The following is a 20038-nucleotide window of genomic DNA, read 5'->3' as shown; positions in this document are numbered from 1 at the left end:
TGCACGCCTTCTTTCGACAAAACCTCCAGCACACCATCTTTACGATGATAACATAAGAAGGGAGATTTGTGAACTGCAAATCTCCCTGTTTTTTATAAATTTGTTATATTTGTAAAAACTTTCAATATTGAAAGTTTTTAGGTCGTTTTTGTTTCAGATCATTCAATTTTGAACATTATGACCAAATGACTTATTCAACATTTTTCAACGCCTCATCCATCGGGATCCGTTTGATCCTTTTTACCTGGAAGACAGCGATGATTCCATAGGCTGCCATCGCCAGGATAAAGATCGCAGGATAAATATACGGAGCAATATAGATCGTCATCCATCCACTGATCGCTTCCTTCATCATCACATAATAGATGCCGGAGATCGCCACCTGTGAGAGAATGATTCCAAGGATGACACATACTGCCATCACCCAGGTTGTTGCAGACAGGTACAGCTTGTTGATCTCTTTGTTCTCATATCCAAGGATCTTTACCATGGATATTGATACGGTATTTCTCTCAATGATCAGCTTTGTAAGCAGATAAACCATCAGCATGAACATCGCCAGTGCGAATACCTCAAACATATAGAACATCTGGCCCATGGAACGATCAAGCTGTCTTGATACCTTTGTCAGATCTTCCTCTGTGACGACTGTCGCGATCAGCTTCTCATCAATATCAGTCAGCTTCTCATTTGAGAAATATCCTGAGAAATATCCCTCTTCGACATCGAACATTTCCCGATATGTCTTCTCATTCATAAATACTGCCAGTGCCGCAGGATATGTGCACACACCGGAAACCTTTATCTTATAAGAATCGGATGAATATTCCTTATCCAGTGTGATCGTATCCCCATTTTTCAGTTTATATTTGTCACGAAGTCCGTCAGAGATCAGCATTTCTCCATCCGCAGGCTGTACCTTGGAATACTTGCTGTCATCCGAGATACCATAGACCATGACTTCTTCATCTCTTATATCTGTTTTATAGATCAGGGAAGTTACCAAGTATTTCTCTGCATCCTTGTTCTCTGTTTCCACAGGCATTTTCAAAACGTACTGATAATCCGCAAGCATGTTGTCCAGTGTTTCATCCTGATAGTGTTTTAAAAGCGGCGACATCATCATTCCGAACATCAGCAAAACGATCGCAAATGTTACTCCAATAAACAATACGATATAGCTTGGCAGATTCTGCAGGATCACACGTATACGGAATCTGGTAAAGAAACGGAAATGTGGCAGCTTGACCGCTTTCTTTCTCCTTGACTTTGAAAGATCCCGTCTGATAAACCGAAGCGGTGACATACGGAGCTTCGAATAGATCATCCATGCTGTTATGACAAGCATCAGCACGATCGGAATAACCGTCGTTTTTACAAATGCTTCCGCATTCCATTTTGTCACATATTTTGTCAGACTGTAACTTCCATAATACATTGCCACACAGACATTTTTAAATACTGTATATCCCAGAACATTTCCGATTACAGCTGCTACAAATGTAACCAGGATCGGAAGAGAAATGTAATGTGCCAGTAATTCTCCTCTTGTGTAACCGGAGGCCCGAAGAGTACCGATCGTGCCGGCTTCCTTTACGATCGTATTGTTGATCGTAATCGCAAAGATAAATGCCATGATCACGATTATAATATAAAGCAGTGTTTCCACCATTATCGAATCACTACCCATATCCTCTCCGGTAAAATTAATTGCCTGATTCGTATATCTTGGAATAAACTTCTCCACTTCTCCATACTGACTGATCACCCTTGCAAGATCATCGGATACATCCTTCTCCGCTTTCTCATCTTCAGGTTCATCGTCATAGATCCAGGCATAAGAATAATGCATCAGCCCTTTGTCAAAGCTTTCAAACCGTTCATCCGTTACGATCGCAACACCGAACAGCACGGAATCAAACATCGTATCATTGTTATTCTGGAATAATGTGCTGTAATCAGATAATGCTACAAAGCCCGATACCTTATATGTCTGCCCATCAACCGACAGATCATCTCCTACCTTGATCCCATTATTTTCCGCATACATACGATCAATTGCAATCTCGTCCTCTGCCGTAGGGAACGCTCCCTTCATCAGACAAACCTTATCCACATCTGTACGATTCTTAAAAATACGGAGTGTACTTTCATCCCCATCTTTTTCTACGATTTTCTCATAGTAATAATTCTCATACAGCTTTACACCCTCATCTTCAATCGCTCTCTTCACCTCGGATGATGCTTCATCCTTGTACTCAAAATTACCATTCTCGATATTATACTTATCAAAGCTCTCATCATATGTAGCGATCATACTCTTACCGGCTACCAGAAAGCCGGACACAAAACCAATACTCAAGATCATAAACAGGAAAATAACCAGATACTTTCCGAGATCGGCAGCCAGTTCCTTCGGCAGCCGTTTCCACAATGGATTCTTCATATTATAAATTCTCCTTTTCTCTCTTCCACTTCTGTATTACCAGTCAAGCTCCATTGCAGGAACCTTTACATCATTTACTATATTCTTACGGATCATTCCATCACGCAGTTTGATCACACGGTCTGCCATATTCTTGATCGCATCATTATGTGTAACCATGATAACGGTATTTCCATATTTCTGATTTACATCCTCGATCAGCTTCAGGATCTCTTTCGAGGTCTTATAATCAAGTGCACCTGTCGGTTCATCACAGAGCAGGATATCCGGATTCTTAACGATAGCCCTTCCAATTGATGTTCTCTGCTGCTGTCCACCGGACAACTGATTCGGAAGCTTATGTCTGTGCTCATATAAACCAAGCGTCTTTAAGATATCATCGACATCAAGCGGTGAATCACTTAAATATGCACCAACCTCTACATTTTCCTTTACGTTCAGATTCGGGATCAGATTATACATCTGGAATACATAGCCAAGATGCTTTCTTCTGTACTGTGTCAGCGTCTTCTCATCCATATCAACTGTTTTTTCCCCATTGATCGCTATATAACCACTGTCCGCATTATCGATTCCGCCTATGATATTCAATAGCGTAGACTTACCGGAGCCGGATGGTCCAAGCAAGACACAGATTTCTCCCTTCGTCACTGTAAAATCCAGTCCTCTTAATACCTCTGTCCGGTTCTCCCCTGATCCGAAGCTCTTTTTCAGACCACTGATCTGTAAAAAATTCTGATTTTTCATTTAACTGTTCCTCCTTTTTAACTCGTCCAACAATATTCTTCTAAATGCTGTGTAATTATTTATTCTTTTCTTTGAACATTTGATTATTTGTTCATATGTTTAATAACACATACATAGGTCGTTGTCAACCCTTTATCTGTTTTTAGTTAGTTTCTTCTAACATTATACTGTCAAATTTCTGTTTTTGTATACAAAAAGCCGGTACTTATTGATAAAAAATACCAACAAGCACCGGCTTTTTACCGGATGACTCATTTAAAAGTAATATTCCCGGATCTCACAGTTCTTAATCCCGAAATGCGCAAACTCTTCATTTGTCATATCATAGAAATATGACTGTACGATTCTTGAAATTCCATTATGCGCAACCAGCAGATATGTCTTATGATCCGACTCCGCCTTTACATCATCTAACAGATTATAGACACGCTGGCACAGATGCATCATCGTCTCTCCACCATCATAATGATCGAGGAAATGGGATTTTGCCTCCATGAATTCTTCCCCATTTCTAGGTGTTGATTCAAACCGTCCAAAGTTCTGCTCCTTTAATCTCGGCTCCATCCGCATCGGAATTCCTGTCATCTCCGATATATGTCTGGCAGTCTCGGCTGCACGAACAAGCGGTGAATATAATATCTCATCGATTCCCGGCTGTTCCTCCGCCAGCTTTCTTCCAAGCTCTTCTGCCTGTTGATGTCCAAGCTCTGTAAGTTCAATATCAGTTGCACCGCATATCTTATTCTCCACGTTCCAGATCGTCTGTCCGTGTCTTGTAAAAAATACTTTTCCCATGTTGTCTCCTTATTCTCATACTATAGAATTGTACGGTGGCTCTGAGACGAGAAGGGTGTAACAGCGCACTCTCGTTCTATTCCTTACGCAACAGTACTAAGTTCGCCGCTTTCTTGCGGCTCACTAAGGACTGGCGTAAGGAAAGGTCTGTTACACCCTTCTCGTCTCAGAGCCACCGCACAATTCTATCCAGACGACACTTTTTATTGGATTATATATACTATAATTTCACACCGGCTGTCAACTTTATTCCATAGGATTTCACAGGCTCATTCATGTAAGAACCTCTACAGACGTTCAGCAATCGCAATTCCGGTAGCGGTAGCTGCAAGGCCTCCTTTTCCTGTCGCCAGAAACGATCCGTATAACCCGATCTCCACCTTTCGGATGGGTTCATCCATCAGCTTATAACAGATATATCCGATCCTTACTGCACCTGCCGTATGCGAGCTGGACGGTCCGACCATGACCGGACCTACAATATCAAAAATACTCATTCTGCCACCTTCCTGTTAAAAGGAAAGGCCACCGATATCTTCTGCATTCCATACAACTCTGTCGCCCAGAAATTCCATGAACTGGCATTCGATACTCCGGTGGCCTTTCACCTTATACTATGAAATTGTCATATGATCATCTATCATGAGAACATATTCACAGCTTTTATTTTATCTTCTTATATGTTACCTTTGAAGGCATCTTCGCTTTCTTCAAAAGTTTCACATACTTAGTATACTTACTCTTCGGAAGTTTTACAACCGGTTTTTTATGAATACCGTTAAATACGTTCTTACCAACTGTCTTAAGCTTCTTTGATGTGATTGTAATATTCTTAAGCTTTGCATCCTTATAGAATACCTTACTTCCAAGCTTTGTTACACCCTTACCGAGCTTAACGGTTGTAAGTGCCTTACATCCTTCAAATGCACTATTACCGATCGTCGTTATATTATCTCCTATCGTTACGGACTTCAGATATTTATAACCCTTAAATGCATTCTTATTAACCGCTGTAATCTTATAAGAAATACCCCCAATCTTGACTGTCTTGCCAAGCTTCAAGGTCTTAAACTTCTTATTTGTCTTCTTATAAGAGCTGCCTGTTACCATAACGGTTCCCTTGCCATTTGTAGCTGCCTTGGTCACTTTATACTTCACACTCTTTACTACATAGGTCTTTCCCTTACTGATCTTAATATTGAATGTCTTGCTTAATGTGCCGGTATAACCATTCTGTCCCTTGATGGTCATGGTTGCCTTTCCAGCATTCTTATTATTCTTGTAAGCCACTACATAATCTTTTCCTACCGTAAGAACCTTACCGCCTAGTGATACTGTAAGTTTGGACTGTACCTGTGCTTTTCCGGTATATGCTTTGTTCACGATACCGGATACAACTGCCTTGCTGATATCCGTAACCTCCGGTGTTCCGGGATTCGGATCAACCGGATTTGGATTGTCAGGTGTCGGATCAACCGGGTTCGGCTTATCAGGATCCGGAGTCTCCTCCTTCTTTGGCAGAATTTCCTGCTTCTGATAACCGCAGACTGTACATTCATAGGTCTTAATACCGGTTGCCGTTGTTGTTGGAGCCTTCGTGATCTCTCCGGCATTAAATGTATGTTCTTCTGCTTCTGTCTTATCTCCGCATGTACATTCTTTCCAGTGCTTCGTTGCATCTGACTTCCAGACAAATGTATGAGCATGTTCCTCACCAACCTGGATTCTTACTGACAGGATAATACCCTTATGAGCATTGCTCCATCCAGCAGTTTCTGTCCAATCATAATTTGTGATATCACTCGGCTTATAACATACCTTATAATCTCCCGCTTCATTTATAACAGTTGTTTTTGCTGTATACCAGTAGTAATAGCCGCCTTCAACATCCGGAAGCTCTACATCCCCTAATACGGTTCCCTGCTTCACCGTTATCGCATCAAGTTCAGGCTTGAATCCCGGTTTTGCAGGTTCAACCATTACTGTAATTGTAATATCCTCTGCATTTTCATAAATATCTCCGTTTTTCGGAGTATAGACTGCCTTAAATGATCGGCTTCCTACCTCCCCAAGGGAAATGCTGTCATCTACCCATGCAAATGTTCCATCTTCTGTCTCCGGAATTATTACATCTGCAAGTGTCTGTCCATAGATTCCCTTCAGATCTGTCGGAACTGTATAGGTTGGAATCTGTTTCTCTGATTTCACTGTAAGTTTCACTTTGATCCTTACAGATCCATTTGCCAATACCTCATAAGCATCTTCCGCAATATTTGCCTTGCTCCAGTCATAATTAACTGTATCTTCAGGAACAAAATATGCATCGTACACTTCTGTTCCTGCCTTAGTAATAATCGTCTCGGCATCTGCCCATTCATATGTACCTAACTTTGATGTCGGAAGTGTTACACTTTCCAGCGTCTTACCTGCAATACCGGAACATGTGCCAGGAGTTTCCATAACCGGTGTTCCCTTGGCAACCTTTGCAAATGTCAGCTTAAATGCTGCAACTGTCTGATTCTTACCGCATACCTTGATCGTTACAGTCTGTTCCGTCTCGGACGCTTTCTTCGGTGTTCCGTAAATCTTTCCATTCTTTAATTCCAGACCGGAAGGAAGTATCGATCCGTTATCCAGAGAATAAACAACCTTTGCAGTTTCACTGTCAATGTCATTTGTAATTTTTAAAGCGGTCAGATCATACAGCGGTTTATCAGCTGTTGTTGTAACACCTACAACTGCGGTATCTACCATATCCTCTGTCTTATCAAGTGTTATGACTGTAGCGGTATCATTCTTCATATTTATCGTAAACGAATCCGGCGCATATGGCATATTAGCAGTCCATAAGGTCTCATTCTGTTTGGTCATTGTATTGCCGCCATTTTTGTATGTGATCGTATCTACTGTCAGCCCCTCTACAGGTGTTCCAGAAACAGTTACCATTACGGCCACACCACCCTTGATGTAGACGGAATCATCGCCTTCAATACCGGAAGTCTTCATATAGGAGGCTGTTATCGGTGCGATTGAAACCGGTACCTTATCCGCATCCTCAAAGCAGAATTCCGGATATATCAACTCTGCTTTATAATAAATTGTTGAATAATATGATAATGATGAAGCTCCCATTTCCGGTATCCTGGAAGTAAGAATCACACCATTTCCGATTGAAGTTGTACTTACACCCTGCTGTAAAACACCATCATTAATGATCTTTCCTGAATTCGTCAGTTTACCAAACCAGAAGGATGCATCCGTTTCATTGATAAATGCGGCCGAACTGTTAATCGTTAATGTCGTTGCGCTCCACAGAGTAACTTCACCTGCATTTGTAAATGTTCCCGCTAATGTTGTTTTTGAATTTTTATCACCCTTACAAGTAAATGTTCCATTATTGATCAATGTTCCATATAATTCGGCATCCCCTGTATAATCGACGGATACGCCATCAGCAATCGTAACTTCTGCTCCGTCCAGAGTTTTCAGATCCCTGGCAGAGATATCTTTATTAATGGTATAGATTCCACCAATACATACATCCGGCAGCTTCTTGTCAATATAATCTTCAGCATAGAAGCTTTCATTTATCGTACATTTACCGCTCAGATATGTAACCTTGCCTCTGGCGGAACCACTTACGGTACGTTTCACACGAACATTATTCAATGTACAGTCGGCAGCTAAGACATAACCATTTGCTCCTGTCTTATCTGTAACATTTAAATTATTCACTGATCCTTGTCTAACCAGTGAACCGGTCGTATAGAATCCGTCATTTCCATATATGCCATATGAATTCGTGTTAATCAATACATTCAGATCACCCTTGATCTCCGAATCATAGGACACAATATTTGTTCCACTTCCGCCAAGCTGCCAGTTTCCGATAACATCGTAATTTACATTTCCGTTTACAGTACTCTTGGAAAATCCATATGCAGATGATTTGCCACTGATCTGGTTACCATTATAATTTGCAAATGCATACCGGCTTCCCGATGCGCCAACCGTGATCTCTGCATTTTTATTTACTGTACTCTGCGATGCAATATACATCTTATATTCTTCTTTTAAAGATGTCTGTACCATCTGTGCCTGATCTGTAAACCGGAATACCAGTTCATCGGCCGTTGCAGTGTTCAAGCCATATACATATCGGTACATTTTACCATCTGTAGCATAAAGTTCTGCTTTCTTTACATTCGCATAATATGCTACAGCTGTCTCATAGGATATCTGACCACCCTTAATAAATAATCCGACTGCACCATCGACCTGTGCAAGGTTGCTTTCACTCTTTGATGATCCCTTAGCTCCATATAATCTACCGATGCTTCCACCATACATATAGATAGTGACATCTCCTTTGTATGGAGTTGTATCTTTATAACCATAGATAGAACGGCTGCTCAGATCATACGAGCTTTCTCCACCTATCTTTAATACCTTTCCATTATCTGCAATACCATCATGATCATCATCCGGATAAATAGATACCTTCTTGCCCGTGCTGTCCGATTCATCCGGAAGGATTACAACAGAATGGCCCTTCAGATCAATATCACTATATGCTTTTGCATCCAGTTCCTCATTCAGATCTGTTTCTTTATATCCGGCTTCTTCTACCGTAAATAAAATCTTACACTCTGCTACAGATCCATTTCTTCCTGTGATACGGAAGGTAGTCTCTGTCGTTTCTGCCGTATCTGCAAGTGTACCAACTACCTGATCACCATCTAAGGTTAACCCCTCAGGAAGCTTTGAGCCTTCCTTGATCTTATATTTCTTTGTCGATCCGTACTGTGCTGTTGTATCATTTTCAATCTTGATCTGACTCAGATCATATAGCGGATCTTCTGTAGTATACTCTGTTCCCTTCACTGCTGCCGGATCTGCATACAGCTTCTTGCAGCTGATCTGCTTTGGAATATAAGAAACGTATAATGTCATTTCTTCCTGTGGTATTGCCATCAAACAGCTTCCGTTTGTTCCTTCCACAGCATCTCCATCATTTAAAGATAATACAGCTGTATATCCTGCTATATCTTTATATTTAACATGCTGTGTTATATTTCCGCACAGGAAATAATCTGATCCATTGCCGTCCTCTCTGGCAAGAAAGTCCCAATAATCTGCATAATTAAATGGATTACTTCCAAGATTAGATGATGCAGTTATCTTGAAATACAGATTTGACCAGTCACTGATATCCGTTCCATCCGCAAATGTTCCTGCCACAATCCATTTTGCCTTATTAGAACAGCTATTTGCCGAAACAACGCCTTTATGATAAATTCTTCCCGATGTATTATCTGTCTGAATCATATCTGCGATCAGGGTCGCTGTCTTTTCAATATGTACCCATGAGTAACCTGGTGCAAATGTTTCAAACTCCGCTTTGGAATAAAACCATTCTTCTGCATAAATGCTGCCTGTTTTAGCAAATTTATCTGCTTTTACACTACTGTTAAAGGTAACCTTTGTTCCACTGCCTACTGTCAGTGTTTCTGTCAGTTCAACAGCTTCATCAAATATTATGTTGGCATAATCTTTTACCTCTATGGACGCAGCCGTAATCTTATCATATGAATGATACTTTCCGCCTATGGATACCACGCCATTATTATCAAGCAATGATCCTGTCGGCTCTGTATAAGTTGAAGAATTTTTTATAGCAACATTTGCTGTTGCATTTTCCCCTTTTCTGATATATACATATCCACCAACAGTTCCTGATCCCATGCCATACACATTATCTACCGTACCGCCTTGAATTTCTAATATAAGAGCATTTTTCTCAGGATATGTAATGGTGGCATTCGACTCTCCATAAATAGTTCCTACTGTGCCACTAAGTACTGTGATCTTTACCGGATAATTCCATGAATCTACGCCGGAAATTCCATAAATTGTATACGCTGACAAATCTCCACTATACATTGCCTGTTTGCCATCTGCCTTACCATCCATATCATCGTCTGCAAAGATACCGGTAAGGATTGTTCCGTCATCCAGCGATCCGGTCTGCTGAATTACTGCCGACATGCCGTTCAGACAAATCTCTTTCTTTTGTTCATCTATTGTCAATCGTTCGGCTGTACTTTCCTGCATCTGCTGTTTTGTGGACACGATAACATTCAGTTTTAATATAGCCTCTGTTCCGTTTTTTGCTGTAACATGGATATCTACACGTTTTCCGTCCTCGTACAATGTAGAAGGTGTTCCGACGAGCTTTCCATCCTCTATCTTCAAACCTTCCGGAAGTGTATAAACAGCATCCTCTGTATATCTAACTGTACCTTCTGTTGCATCGTTAAAGATCATGAGTCTGGTCAGATCATATAATGGTTTGTCTGCCATGTATGTCGTATTCAATACAGCACATGGATCTGCAGCTGTCTTTTTTATAGTAATTTGTTTCCCTTCAACTGTGACAATAACCGTCACCGGTTCATCCGGCATATCAAAACTGTAATTACCCCTGATTTCTGCCAGTTCTGATGCCTGTGTTTCTGATGCTTTCTTTAAAACAACCGACACCAGATTATAGCCTTTCATATATGATGGATATACACTGATGGTCTGTCCGTTTTTACCATAATAAACACCCGGCTCTAATGATATCGTTTCATTGGAACTGATCGATACCTGACTTGCTTTCTCATCATATTCAAGACTGATCGGATAATAGATCTCAACTTCCTTTTTCTCTGCCTGAATCATTCCCCCATTCAGATATATCTTGGATTCCGAAGACGAAGTAAGATTCTTTATTGTTTTTGCTGTCAAAGTACCCTTATTCAATACCTTTGCAAAATATGGTATATAGATATTTTCATTTGCTGTTACCGTCACATTATCCGGAATTAAAACAGTAGCATATCCACTACTATAATTTGCATATGTACCAAAATAAACATTATCTGCTGTTACATCTTCCTTCAGTGTAACAATTCCACCATAATACACATCATTTCCGATTGTCACTACAGCAGAGCCTGTCTGATTTCTATTTGGTGTTACATAATAATTTACAGGAAGCTTACAGTTATCCTTAACTGTCATAGTCAGGATCTGCCCATCCGCAAGCCGATTACCAAAACTAAGAGAACTCAAGGCACTGAAATCTGTATTATCGATCAGAACCGTTGTTGTATTTTCAGTTGCCCGTGAAATATTATCTGCAAATGTAAGTGTATTTGGTGAGCTTCCTGTAATTTCGCTGTCTTTTATCGTATATTTTGAATCACCATACAGATAAGAAGATCCAACTATCGTTAATGAGTTAGTACGGACTCCTGTCATTTCTACTGTAAAATTGCCATTTACGGTTATACTATTGGTAATATCATAATATCCATTTGCCGCAAATGAACAGGAATCGATCAATGGATCACCATTTGCATCCAGAATTGAGCTGTCATTTTCATTGGCAGATATAAGCTCTACATTCTTCTCAACAGTAATGCCGCAAAATCCGGTATAACTATTAAAAATATTTTCTGACGTATGAAGTATACAATCTTTTTCAAAATAGCCCTGATTTATACCAAAAAGTGTTCCTGATACAATACACTTTTTTATTGTAACTGTCAGTGTTTCTTCATCTTTCTTATTCTCTGAATTGTATCCATTGTATCCATAAATAAGACTTCCCTTACAGTTACTCATACTGATATCAGTCTGTCCCATTACATTAGTTGTCCCTGACTGGAATCCATAGATATTACACCCGGTAGCATCTATATTTGTTATATTCATTTTCAGAGAATAAACCTGCTGTGCATATACCTGACCATATACAATACCCTTTGCCGTACATCCATCAATCGATATAGTCACAGCATATGTTCCGTCAGCAGGATTCTTTCTGCTTAAAAAAGCGCCCGCATAATCACCGTAAATTGCGCCCTTACAATTACAATCCTTTATCCGGATATTAGCTGTTCCCTCTACGACAGTCTGCATAGTGCCATAGATGTTGCCAAAGGTTCCGCTGCCTCCAAGGATCTGTACGTCAAGGTTTCCCTTAACATAACTGTTATTTTTAGCGCCATAGAATGTCCAGTCCGATCCTGTATAATTCTTTAATGTAACATTCAGATCTCCGCTACAGTTTGCGCCATCCAATACAGCAAAGGATGCACTGCTGCTACTTTCCGCATTTACTCCGTCTGCATCAAAATTTACATTTCCCAGCACCTTACAACCGGATGATGCAACGGAACTACCTACACCATTTTTCAAGGTAATACCCTGAAATGTAATGTCCAAATCTTTCTGAACCTCTGCTCCTTCATGTAGGATCTGGACAACTTCATATGAACCACCATTCAGATTTACTGCTGCATTACCGGATACAGAAGCTGTCCGGGCTGCTACCAGACTACCGAGTTCACATCCAGTGCCAACGGTGACTTCTACATCTCCGTTTATCTGTGATTTCTCCGCAGCCACTACGGCAGAAATTTGCACAGAATTCATAATCTGAAGCTTTAAAGCCGGCTGAGAATTGCTCTCCGAATCCAGTAAACTTTCATATATCCCCTTCACGCATCCGATATCCGCTCCATCCACCGTGATCGCCATCGGTTTATCATACTTCTGCTGATAGAGACCATAGATCGGCATTCCGCCGGAACAGATGATATCCGCACTTCCATCCAGCATAAATGCTGTCTCTCCTTCATCAACCTTTCCATTCCTGTTCTTATCATTATATATGTTAATACATTCCTTATCTGACGTAGAATTCTCAGACATACGAATGACGGCAGAATTACCATTCAGGTTAATTCCCAACGTATTCCCCGAATCATTCTTTATATAGGTAACTCCCCTCGACGGATCTGCTGTCTCATAGCTTTGATCCGTTCCGCTGTCGCTCTGTACTTCGGTTGCTGCATGTGCAGGTATTCCCTGCGTTATGCATAATCCTGCCGCAAGAGCAAATCCTGCTACATATCCTCTCATGTTTCGTTTTCTCATTCTGTCCTCCATTCATTGCTGTCCGGAACCGCATTCCGCCAATTCCTGTGTATACGTTGATATACTATAAATTGCCAGTTATCCAACCCCTTGGGATAACTGGCAATGTCATTATGTTTCCGGTTGTGATACCTTGGGCATATTTTTGTGTAATCTTCTAATTTATTGCACAATTTCGTATTAATTTTGTGAGAAACTATCCAAATTTATCACACCACGGATATTGTAGCACATAATTTTTATAAATACTATTCACAATTTTGCAACATATTTTTAGGTATTTTTACTAATTTCAGCATTTTATTTGTATAATTTGTACTATACACTGCTGACATATACCGAGTATTCCTATATAAACCCATACGCTTTCCTGTATCCATTCCTTTTTACAAAATAAAAACGCGACCGGAAAGATCATGACAGTTATCTCTTAACACCACTGTCTTTACCTTTCGATCACGTTTTTTATTATATTCCGGCATTCTTATAATGGGCTCTACCAAAACACACGATATTTACTTTTTGATTATCTTCTTCTATTTGTAAGCAACAGCAGACGTACGAGTTGAAGAATCGCTGTTACCATTGCTGCCACATAAGTAAGTGCCGCGGCAGTTAAAACTCTCTTAGCACCGCCAAGTTCTTCTTCCGTCATAAATCCGCCATTTCTTAAGATTGCAATGGCTCTGCCCGAAGCATTGAACTCAACCGGCAATGTTACGAACTGGAATACAACGACCAGCGAGAACAAAATGATTCCGAATGTAATACATACGTCCAGTCTCGGGATCAGTAAACCGATCAGGATCAATGGCCATGATAATGTAGAACCAATGCTTACAACAGGCACGATCGCCGAACGAAAGCTAAGCGGTACATATCCTTCCGCATGTTGAATTGCATGACCACACTCATGTGCTGCTACGCCTATTGCTGCAATCGACCTGGAACCATATACATTCTGTGACAGGTTCAGTGTATGATCCTTGGGATTATAGTTATCCGTTAATTCGCCTGCGATCGGTCGAATCGCCACATCTGTAATTCCCGCATTTCTGAGGATCATTGCTGCCACCTGCTCTGCAGTAAATCCTGATCTTGTCGATACTTTCTCATATTTCTTATACGCCGATTTCACCTGAGCAGATGCGATCAGAGACAGAACAACTCCGATCAGAACTAAAATATACGTTGGGTCAAAATAAAAATAAGGCATATCACTCATCTCTTTCTTATAGTTTATTTGTAATAGTCTTTCCCTTTAAATTCTCCCGTTTCCAACGGAATATACAAAATCCTATTTTCTTCTTCTCTTTGATTTTTTATCCATCGATTCGCCATACATTTCTCTGTACATTTCTTCTCGTGGATCAACCTCATCATTTTTTCTGTCTGCCAGAAGCACTCTGCCTACAAACCCAAGTCCTCCAAAGATCAGCACCAGAATTAACAGCCAATCAAATAATGTCATACTGGTAAGATGAATATTTGTTGACAAAATAACTGCTATTACGATCAAAAGTCCTGCCAATGCAGAAAAAACCTTTGATGCAAATGAATCTGTCATAAACATCCATACAATTCCAATGATCAACGGAATCACTACCATACCGGAACTGACTCTTGCTCCCCAGATTGACAATCCTCCAAATGAAGAAAAGAAACTGGATGATACAATTACTTTCTGAGACAATATAAATAACCCTGCTACCAGCATAACGATTCCGGCAACAAATGTCATTAGCTCATGTTTTGGTTTCTTCATATACTCCTCCATTTCTAACACTGTGTAGAAATCAATCTGTTAAGCTGTAAACTTCACTGCTGTTCCGGAAACAAGAATTTCTGCGCCACCGGCAACAATTGTTGTTGAAGCAAATCTGACATTTACGATCGCATCTGCTCCCATGCTCATAGCCTGATTGATCATATACGAAATCGCCTTATCTTTTGCATCAGCCATCATCTGTGTATACGCCTGCATTTCTCCTCCTACCATATTACGAAAGGATGCACCGATATCTTTTCCGATATTCTTACACATAACACAACAACCTGTTACCAATGAGATCACCTGATACTCTCTTCCCGGTATATTTTCTGTATTTACTACTACCATTTTCTTTTCCTCCTGTGTTTTCCATAACCTTTTTATTTTCCTGCTCCCTGCAGGCTTCTTTATCATACCACGAATGAACGCAACCTGTAAATCATTTTATACCGCACGTTAATCCCGTTAAAACATGCATTTTTTATGTGTTCTTTTCACAATTCATTGACACCCTGAACATAGAATAAACACATTTATCCTTTAATATGAATACCATCAAAGGAAAACAAAACCAAGAGGGCATCACCGAAAATGTGGTCAGAGCAAGCGTTTTCGACTGTATGTCCTCATATCTAAAAAAGTGCATACCTGAATATCAGATACACACTTTATAATTATTGCTTACTTTCATTTTTCATAGATTCCCTTCCTTCGCCCCGTGGCATTACCTGCCGCGGGGCTTTTGTTATCCTGACAGAATATATATATTCGTTCTGTTATTAAAGGAATGGATCTTTATTTCTTAATCTTTACGCTCTTTGCCGCTCCGGCACTTCTGATGATCTTCTTATATGCTGAAAGCTTCTTCTTGGGAACTCTGATCGTAGCCTTTTTATTGATCTTTGCAAATGCTGATTTTCCAATCTTCTTTGACTTGATCTTACTGCTCTTGATCGTAATCGTCTTCAATTTACTGTCACCGTAAAAAGCTTTGCTTCCGATCTTTGTAACCTTTGCAGGAATAGTGATCTTCTTCAATGCGATACACTTTGTAAATGCTCCATTACCAATCGTAGTCAGCTTGGCATTCAGGGTAACACCTGTCAGCTTCTTGCATCCGTAAAATGCATTCTTACCGATTGATTTGACATTACTTCCAAGCTTCACTGTTTTTAACTTTTTACAGTTCTTAAATGCATTATTTCCAATCGATGTAACCTTGAATTTATAACCCTTATACATGATCGTTGCCGGAACCTTGGCTGTCTTTAATGACTTACCCTTCGTTCCATATAACGCTGCTGTTCCTTTCGTCTTGTGAGACTTTGTTATCTTATATTTCAGATTTCCGACTGTGAATTTCTCACCGACATCCGGAAGCTTTGCTTTTACAAATTTCTGGATGTACTGGTTCTTTGATGTATCTATGTCATTCTGATTTGCTCCGGCAAAGCTGTTCTTAGATACATGAGATACATTTGGAGGAATCACCATCTCGTGAATATTTCTGCAATCCTTAAATGCATTATCACCAATCGTTTTTAAGCTGTCCGGAAGTTTTATAGTATTCAGGTTCTGACATCCATCAAAGGTTCCGTCTGCAATCGCCGTAACACCTTCCGGAATATCAACTATATGAAGATTATTGCAGGTCTTAAATGCTCCTGTTCCGATCTCCTCTAAAGTCTTTCCAAGGAATTTCACTTCATTCAGATTGTTGCAGCCATAAAATGCATAAGCTCCAACCTTTCGTAATGTTACAGGTGTCTGCAACTCATGAAGGTTGTCGCTCTCATAAAATGCATAATCAGGAATAACTTCAAGTTTTGTCTTTGATATATCAATCACAATATTCTGGCAATAAGCAAAGCAATACTCCCCGATAGATGTCACACCGGTCGGAAGTGTAAAGCACGAAGCCCCGTCTGTTATATCTGATTTCTGTAAATTATTATTATATGCAAATGCATACGCTCCGATCGTGGATGTCTGGGAACCCTCAGCAAATTTTACTGTATTCAGATTCCCGCACTTATAGAATGCATAATCTCCTATAACCTGCACGGATGCAGGAATTACAAACCCTCCGTTTAATGACACCTGCTCGCAGGCATATGGCAGAAGAGTCACAACTGTCTCCGGTATATTATAAAGACCATTTCCCGTATAATGGAAGGCAGGTGCCAGACGATACATCATCGTTCCATCTTTACTTAACAAAACTTCACCTGTATTTTTAGGATTCGTCACTACCTCATCACCGGAATTATCATTTGGCTGCTGTGTCCATGCACGATCCCATGCATGTGTTGTAAAATATGCATTTGCATCTGCAACAGCAAACTTGCCAACAGAAGTACAGCCCGCGAATGCGCCTGTACCGATCTGACTCAGATTTGTCGGAAGTGTTATAACTTTTCCGACATTCTGTTCAGAATTCAAGATAACAAACTTCCCGGTATCCACCCCTGTCACAGAATCAAGCACCGGCTGATACGGATAGATCGTATTCAGTTTACTACATCCGCTAAATGCAAAATCACCAAATGATATTACAGTATCAGGCACTGCTGTAAACTCCAGCTCTGTCATATCTTTAAATACTTCTGCCCCGATTCCTGTAACTGTCACACCACCGATCGTCTGCGGAACCACAATCTCTTTTACGTTTCTGTCTCCTGCATAAGCAGTAACCACACCATCAGCACCACAAACAAACAACGTAGCATCCGTATATGTATATTCCTGTCCTTCACCCTCTGCTTTTGCAGTGGCTGCTGAACCAAATAACATCGATACACATATACAGGCCACTGCCGCAAGTGTTATCCATAAGCTTCTTTTCTTTTTCATTTTGTAATATAACCTCCCTTTATAAGTTCTTCTTTTACAGCTTTTTCTCTAAAAACTGCCATGTAAGATTCATTCTACCATGCCCCATCCGAAAAAGATAGTTTATTTCTATTTACCCCTGACAGTCCTCAAATGAATATTCTGCCCACGCCTTTGGAGCTTTCTGCTTTGCAGGATCTGCCCAGAAATCAGAATAATGAAAATCAATCAGTACCTTAAGCCCTGCTTCGGATGCCCATTTACCCATTGTGATCGCAGATGCCAGATCATTATTTCCTCCGCCATAACCATTCCCGTCAGAATCATATGGATCATTCCAGACACGAAGTCTTATATAATTGACACCACAGGATTTAAGGAATGTAAAATATTCCACATTTCCAAGTTCATTTCCGTCGTAATCATAATATTTTACGCCACTGTTCTTTAATGAAAGATAAGATGATACATCAACGCCCTCCAAAAAATCCTGTAAAGAGAACTTATCTTTCAAAATTTTTCATTGGATGTTATTCTCTTCACAGGATTTCATTTTTACTTATATTTTATATCACAGAAGTTATAATCCTTCTGATTTCACTTCACTATTCGTTTCATCCATATGTTCATCTGCATTTTCACCAATTATTGAATCTGTCGTCCTCGTTTCATCTTTGACTGTTCTCTGGCAAGCACTCATGCTGCAAGCTATACATATAACTCCCGCTAACAGCAATCCCTTATATCGCCTCATAATGTACCTTTTCCTCTCCCAATCTAATCTGTCTAACCATAGCAGATAAACACCATATCTACGATTTCCTGTATCGACAATTAATATCCTACCATATTAAATTCATAATAAAATGGATATGTACAAAACGACCGGTAGATGTACAAATTAACATCTGCCGGTCATTTTACAACAGGTCTGTCAGCTGCTATCTGTTGCTTCTCTACCCTGCAATTACAGGATCAGAACTCTTTAACTTTTTATTTATCTTTACCACACCCAATACAAACCCTTGATGTCGCATTATTCTTTGAACCACAATATCTGCAGTACCATCCTGTCTGCGTTTCTCTGGAATTACCCATCTGTGCCGCTGCCGAAGCCAGACTGGGTTTCCCACTATTTGGTCGCAGAGTGCCACAACCTGCACATCTTGTTGCATCTGAACTATTAGGTGTTCCACAGTGATTGCAATACCATGTTGTCTCATTCCAACCGGACTGTTTTGAAGTATTCATGTTGTAACCCATGCTGCCATATGATCCAACATTTGAGTTTCCCATAGAGCCTGTAGATGATATTGATTGCAATATTTTCTTAATATCCAAAATATTGTTAATCAGTTCAACAAATACGCCAAGTCCCCAGATCAGGACAAGTCCCCCCAGCCATATAAGCAGACCTATTCCGACTTCCTCAGCCATCCCCACAAATCCACCTATAACAATCGCTGCTACCAATACCCAAAGTACTCCTTTTGACATTCTTGTAAACATTTTTCTTCTCTCCTCGCATTAAACATTTTCTTATGTGTCTTCGAAAAAATATATTCGTTATTTTGAAGCAATATATTTTTTCTTATCAGCAAATTCACTTTACCATAAACATATTGTACGAAAAATACCTTTGTACAAAACGACCGGCAAATGTACAAATTAGCACATTTACCGATCGTTCATTCATATATAACCCCACCAATTTTGCCCCTATTTATTTTTTTACACAACAAAAAAGCCTGAAACCTTTAATTTTACTTAAGTTTCAGGCTTTAATTTAATGCCGGCGACCGGAATCGAACCGGTACGGGAGGTTAGTCCCGCAGGATTTTAAGTCCTGTGCGTCTGCCAGTTCCGCCACGCCGGCATGTCCTTTGGACAATGGGACCTACAGGGCTCGAACCTGTGACCCTCTGCTTGTAAGGCAGATGCTCTCCCAGCTGAGCTAAGATCCCATATGAAATTTTTGCGTTTCCGCAAGCGACCCGGATGGGGTTCGAACCCACGACCTCCGCCGTGACAGGGCGGCGCTCTAACCAGCTGAGCCACCAGGCCATATTAATTTAAAAACGTAGTGGACGTTCGGGGACTCGAACCCAGGACCGATCGGTTATGAGCCGATTGCTCTAACCAACTGAGCTAAACGTCCTCATGTTATAAATGGGACCTACAGGGCTCGAACCTGTGACCCTCTGCTTGTAAGGCAGATGCTCTCCCAGCTGAGCTAAGATCCCATATATAATTTTGCTTAAAGCAAGCGACCCGGATGGGGTTCGAACCCACGACCTCCGCCGTGACAGGGCGGCGCTCTAACCAGCTGAGCCACCGGGCCATATGGTAATCGCTTCGATGATAACAAGCAAAACTTCGTTCACATCTTACGTTTGATGGATACATGTTCTATTATTCATGTACCTTCAGAATTTCATACAGAAAGTCTTGCGACT

General features: G+C 40.4%; 12 protein-coding genes and 6 tRNA genes. All 18 read right to left on the bottom strand.

What is annotated here, in order from left to right; genetic code table 11:
- Positions 1–190: 190 nt before the first annotated feature.
- Entirely contained in the window at positions 191–2446 is a 2256-nt protein-coding gene (locus tag DWW43_RS10550) for an ABC transporter permease (RefSeq protein ID WP_119963536.1), read from the bottom strand.
- Between the two features lie 36 nt (positions 2447–2482).
- Positions 2483–3193: an ABC transporter ATP-binding protein gene (locus tag DWW43_RS10545; RefSeq protein ID WP_119963535.1), complete on the bottom strand. Its 711-nt coding sequence runs from the start codon at positions 3191–3193 to the stop codon at positions 2483–2485.
- A 255-nt stretch (positions 3194–3448) separates the two neighbouring features.
- The gene (locus DWW43_RS10540; RefSeq protein ID WP_119963534.1) at positions 3449–3988 is read right to left on the bottom strand and encodes a histidine phosphatase family protein; all 540 of its coding nucleotides are present in this window, start codon (positions 3986–3988) and stop codon (positions 3449–3451) included.
- A 287-nt stretch (positions 3989–4275) separates the two neighbouring features.
- Complete coding sequence (locus tag DWW43_RS10535) at positions 4276–4485, bottom strand: serine dehydratase beta chain (protein ID WP_279221105.1); 210 nt, start codon at positions 4483–4485, stop codon at positions 4276–4278.
- Between the two features lie 166 nt (positions 4486–4651).
- The gene (locus DWW43_RS10530) at positions 4652–12979 is read right to left on the bottom strand and encodes a leucine-rich repeat domain-containing protein (RefSeq protein ID WP_119963533.1); all 8328 of its coding nucleotides are present in this window, start codon (positions 12977–12979) and stop codon (positions 4652–4654) included.
- A gap of 526 nt (positions 12980–13505) precedes the next feature.
- A complete protein-coding gene (locus DWW43_RS10525) occupies positions 13506–14195 on the bottom strand; it encodes a zinc metallopeptidase (RefSeq protein ID WP_044944601.1) in 690 nt (229 codons plus the stop codon).
- A gap of 81 nt (positions 14196–14276) precedes the next feature.
- A complete protein-coding gene (locus DWW43_RS10520; protein ID WP_049941074.1) occupies positions 14277–14744 on the bottom strand; it encodes a hypothetical protein in 468 nt (155 codons plus the stop codon).
- A gap of 39 nt (positions 14745–14783) precedes the next feature.
- Positions 14784–15098 (bottom strand): YbjQ family protein, encoded by a 315-nt coding sequence (locus tag DWW43_RS10515; RefSeq protein ID WP_044944604.1) that lies wholly within the window; start codon positions 15096–15098, stop codon positions 14784–14786.
- A 447-nt stretch (positions 15099–15545) separates the two neighbouring features.
- A complete protein-coding gene (locus DWW43_RS10510) occupies positions 15546–17603 on the bottom strand; it encodes a leucine-rich repeat domain-containing protein (RefSeq protein WP_119963532.1) in 2058 nt (685 codons plus the stop codon).
- 112 nt (positions 17604–17715) lie between these two features.
- The gene (locus DWW43_RS10505) at positions 17716–18096 is read right to left on the bottom strand and encodes a glycosyl hydrolase 53 family protein (RefSeq protein ID WP_347475265.1); all 381 of its coding nucleotides are present in this window, start codon (positions 18094–18096) and stop codon (positions 17716–17718) included.
- A gap of 66 nt (positions 18097–18162) precedes the next feature.
- Complete coding sequence (locus DWW43_RS12120; protein ID WP_008400238.1) at positions 18163–18336, bottom strand: hypothetical protein; 174 nt, start codon at positions 18334–18336, stop codon at positions 18163–18165.
- Positions 18337–18575: 239 nt separating this feature from the next.
- A complete protein-coding gene (locus tag DWW43_RS10500; RefSeq protein WP_008400240.1) occupies positions 18576–19091 on the bottom strand; it encodes a zinc finger protein in 516 nt (171 codons plus the stop codon).
- Between the two features lie 281 nt (positions 19092–19372).
- A tRNA-Leu gene (locus DWW43_RS10495) sits at positions 19373–19458 on the bottom strand.
- A 15-nt stretch (positions 19459–19473) separates the two neighbouring features.
- Positions 19474–19546 (bottom strand) — tRNA-Val (locus tag DWW43_RS10490).
- A 26-nt stretch (positions 19547–19572) separates the two neighbouring features.
- A tRNA-Asp gene (locus DWW43_RS10485) sits at positions 19573–19646 on the bottom strand.
- A 20-nt stretch (positions 19647–19666) separates the two neighbouring features.
- Positions 19667–19740: transfer RNA gene (locus DWW43_RS10480), tRNA-Ile, on the bottom strand.
- A 12-nt stretch (positions 19741–19752) separates the two neighbouring features.
- Positions 19753–19825 (bottom strand) — tRNA-Val (locus DWW43_RS10475).
- A 24-nt stretch (positions 19826–19849) separates the two neighbouring features.
- Positions 19850–19923, bottom strand: a tRNA-Asp gene (locus DWW43_RS10470).
- Between the last annotated feature and the right edge of the window lie 115 nt (positions 19924–20038).

The organism is Clostridium sp. AF15-41 (assembly GCF_003604095.1).
Taxonomy (GTDB): Bacteria; Bacillota; Clostridia; order Lachnospirales; family Lachnospiraceae; genus Coprococcus.
The sequence above is the reverse complement of the archived record's forward strand: the minus strand, read 5'-3'. Positions and strand labels throughout refer to the sequence as shown.

What these genes read in the sequence shown, in the direction of transcription:
- DWW43_RS10520 (WP_049941074.1), bottom strand. Translation starts at nt 14,744, where the DNA reads ATGAAGAAACCAAAACATGAGCTAATGACATTTGTTGCCGGAATCGTT.
- DWW43_RS10500 (WP_008400240.1), bottom strand. Translation starts at nt 19,091, where the DNA reads ATGTTTACAAGAATGTCAAAAGGAGTACTTTGGGTATTGGTAGCAGCG.
- DWW43_RS10545 (WP_119963535.1), bottom strand. Translation starts at nt 3,193, where the DNA reads ATGAAAAATCAGAATTTTTTACAGATCAGTGGTCTGAAAAAGAGCTTC.
- DWW43_RS10535 (WP_279221105.1), bottom strand. Translation starts at nt 4,485, where the DNA reads ATGAGTATTTTTGATATTGTAGGTCCGGTCATGGTCGGACCGTCCAGC.
- DWW43_RS12120 (WP_008400238.1), bottom strand. Translation starts at nt 18,336, where the DNA reads ATGAGGCGATATAAGGGATTGCTGTTAGCGGGAGTTATATGTATAGCT.
- DWW43_RS10540 (WP_119963534.1), bottom strand. Translation starts at nt 3,988, where the DNA reads ATGGGAAAAGTATTTTTTACAAGACACGGACAGACGATCTGGAACGTG.
- DWW43_RS10515 (WP_044944604.1), bottom strand. Translation starts at nt 15,098, where the DNA reads ATGGTAGTAGTAAATACAGAAAATATACCGGGAAGAGAGTATCAGGTG.
- DWW43_RS10530 (WP_119963533.1), bottom strand. Translation starts at nt 12,979, where the DNA reads ATGAGAAAACGAAACATGAGAGGATATGTAGCAGGATTTGCTCTTGCG.
- DWW43_RS10525 (WP_044944601.1), bottom strand. Translation starts at nt 14,195, where the DNA reads ATGCCTTATTTTTATTTTGACCCAACGTATATTTTAGTTCTGATCGGA.
- DWW43_RS10510 (WP_119963532.1), bottom strand. Translation starts at nt 17,603, where the DNA reads ATGAAAAAGAAAAGAAGCTTATGGATAACACTTGCGGCAGTGGCCTGT.
- DWW43_RS10550 (WP_119963536.1), bottom strand. Translation starts at nt 2,446, where the DNA reads ATGAAGAATCCATTGTGGAAACGGCTGCCGAAGGAACTGGCTGCCGAT.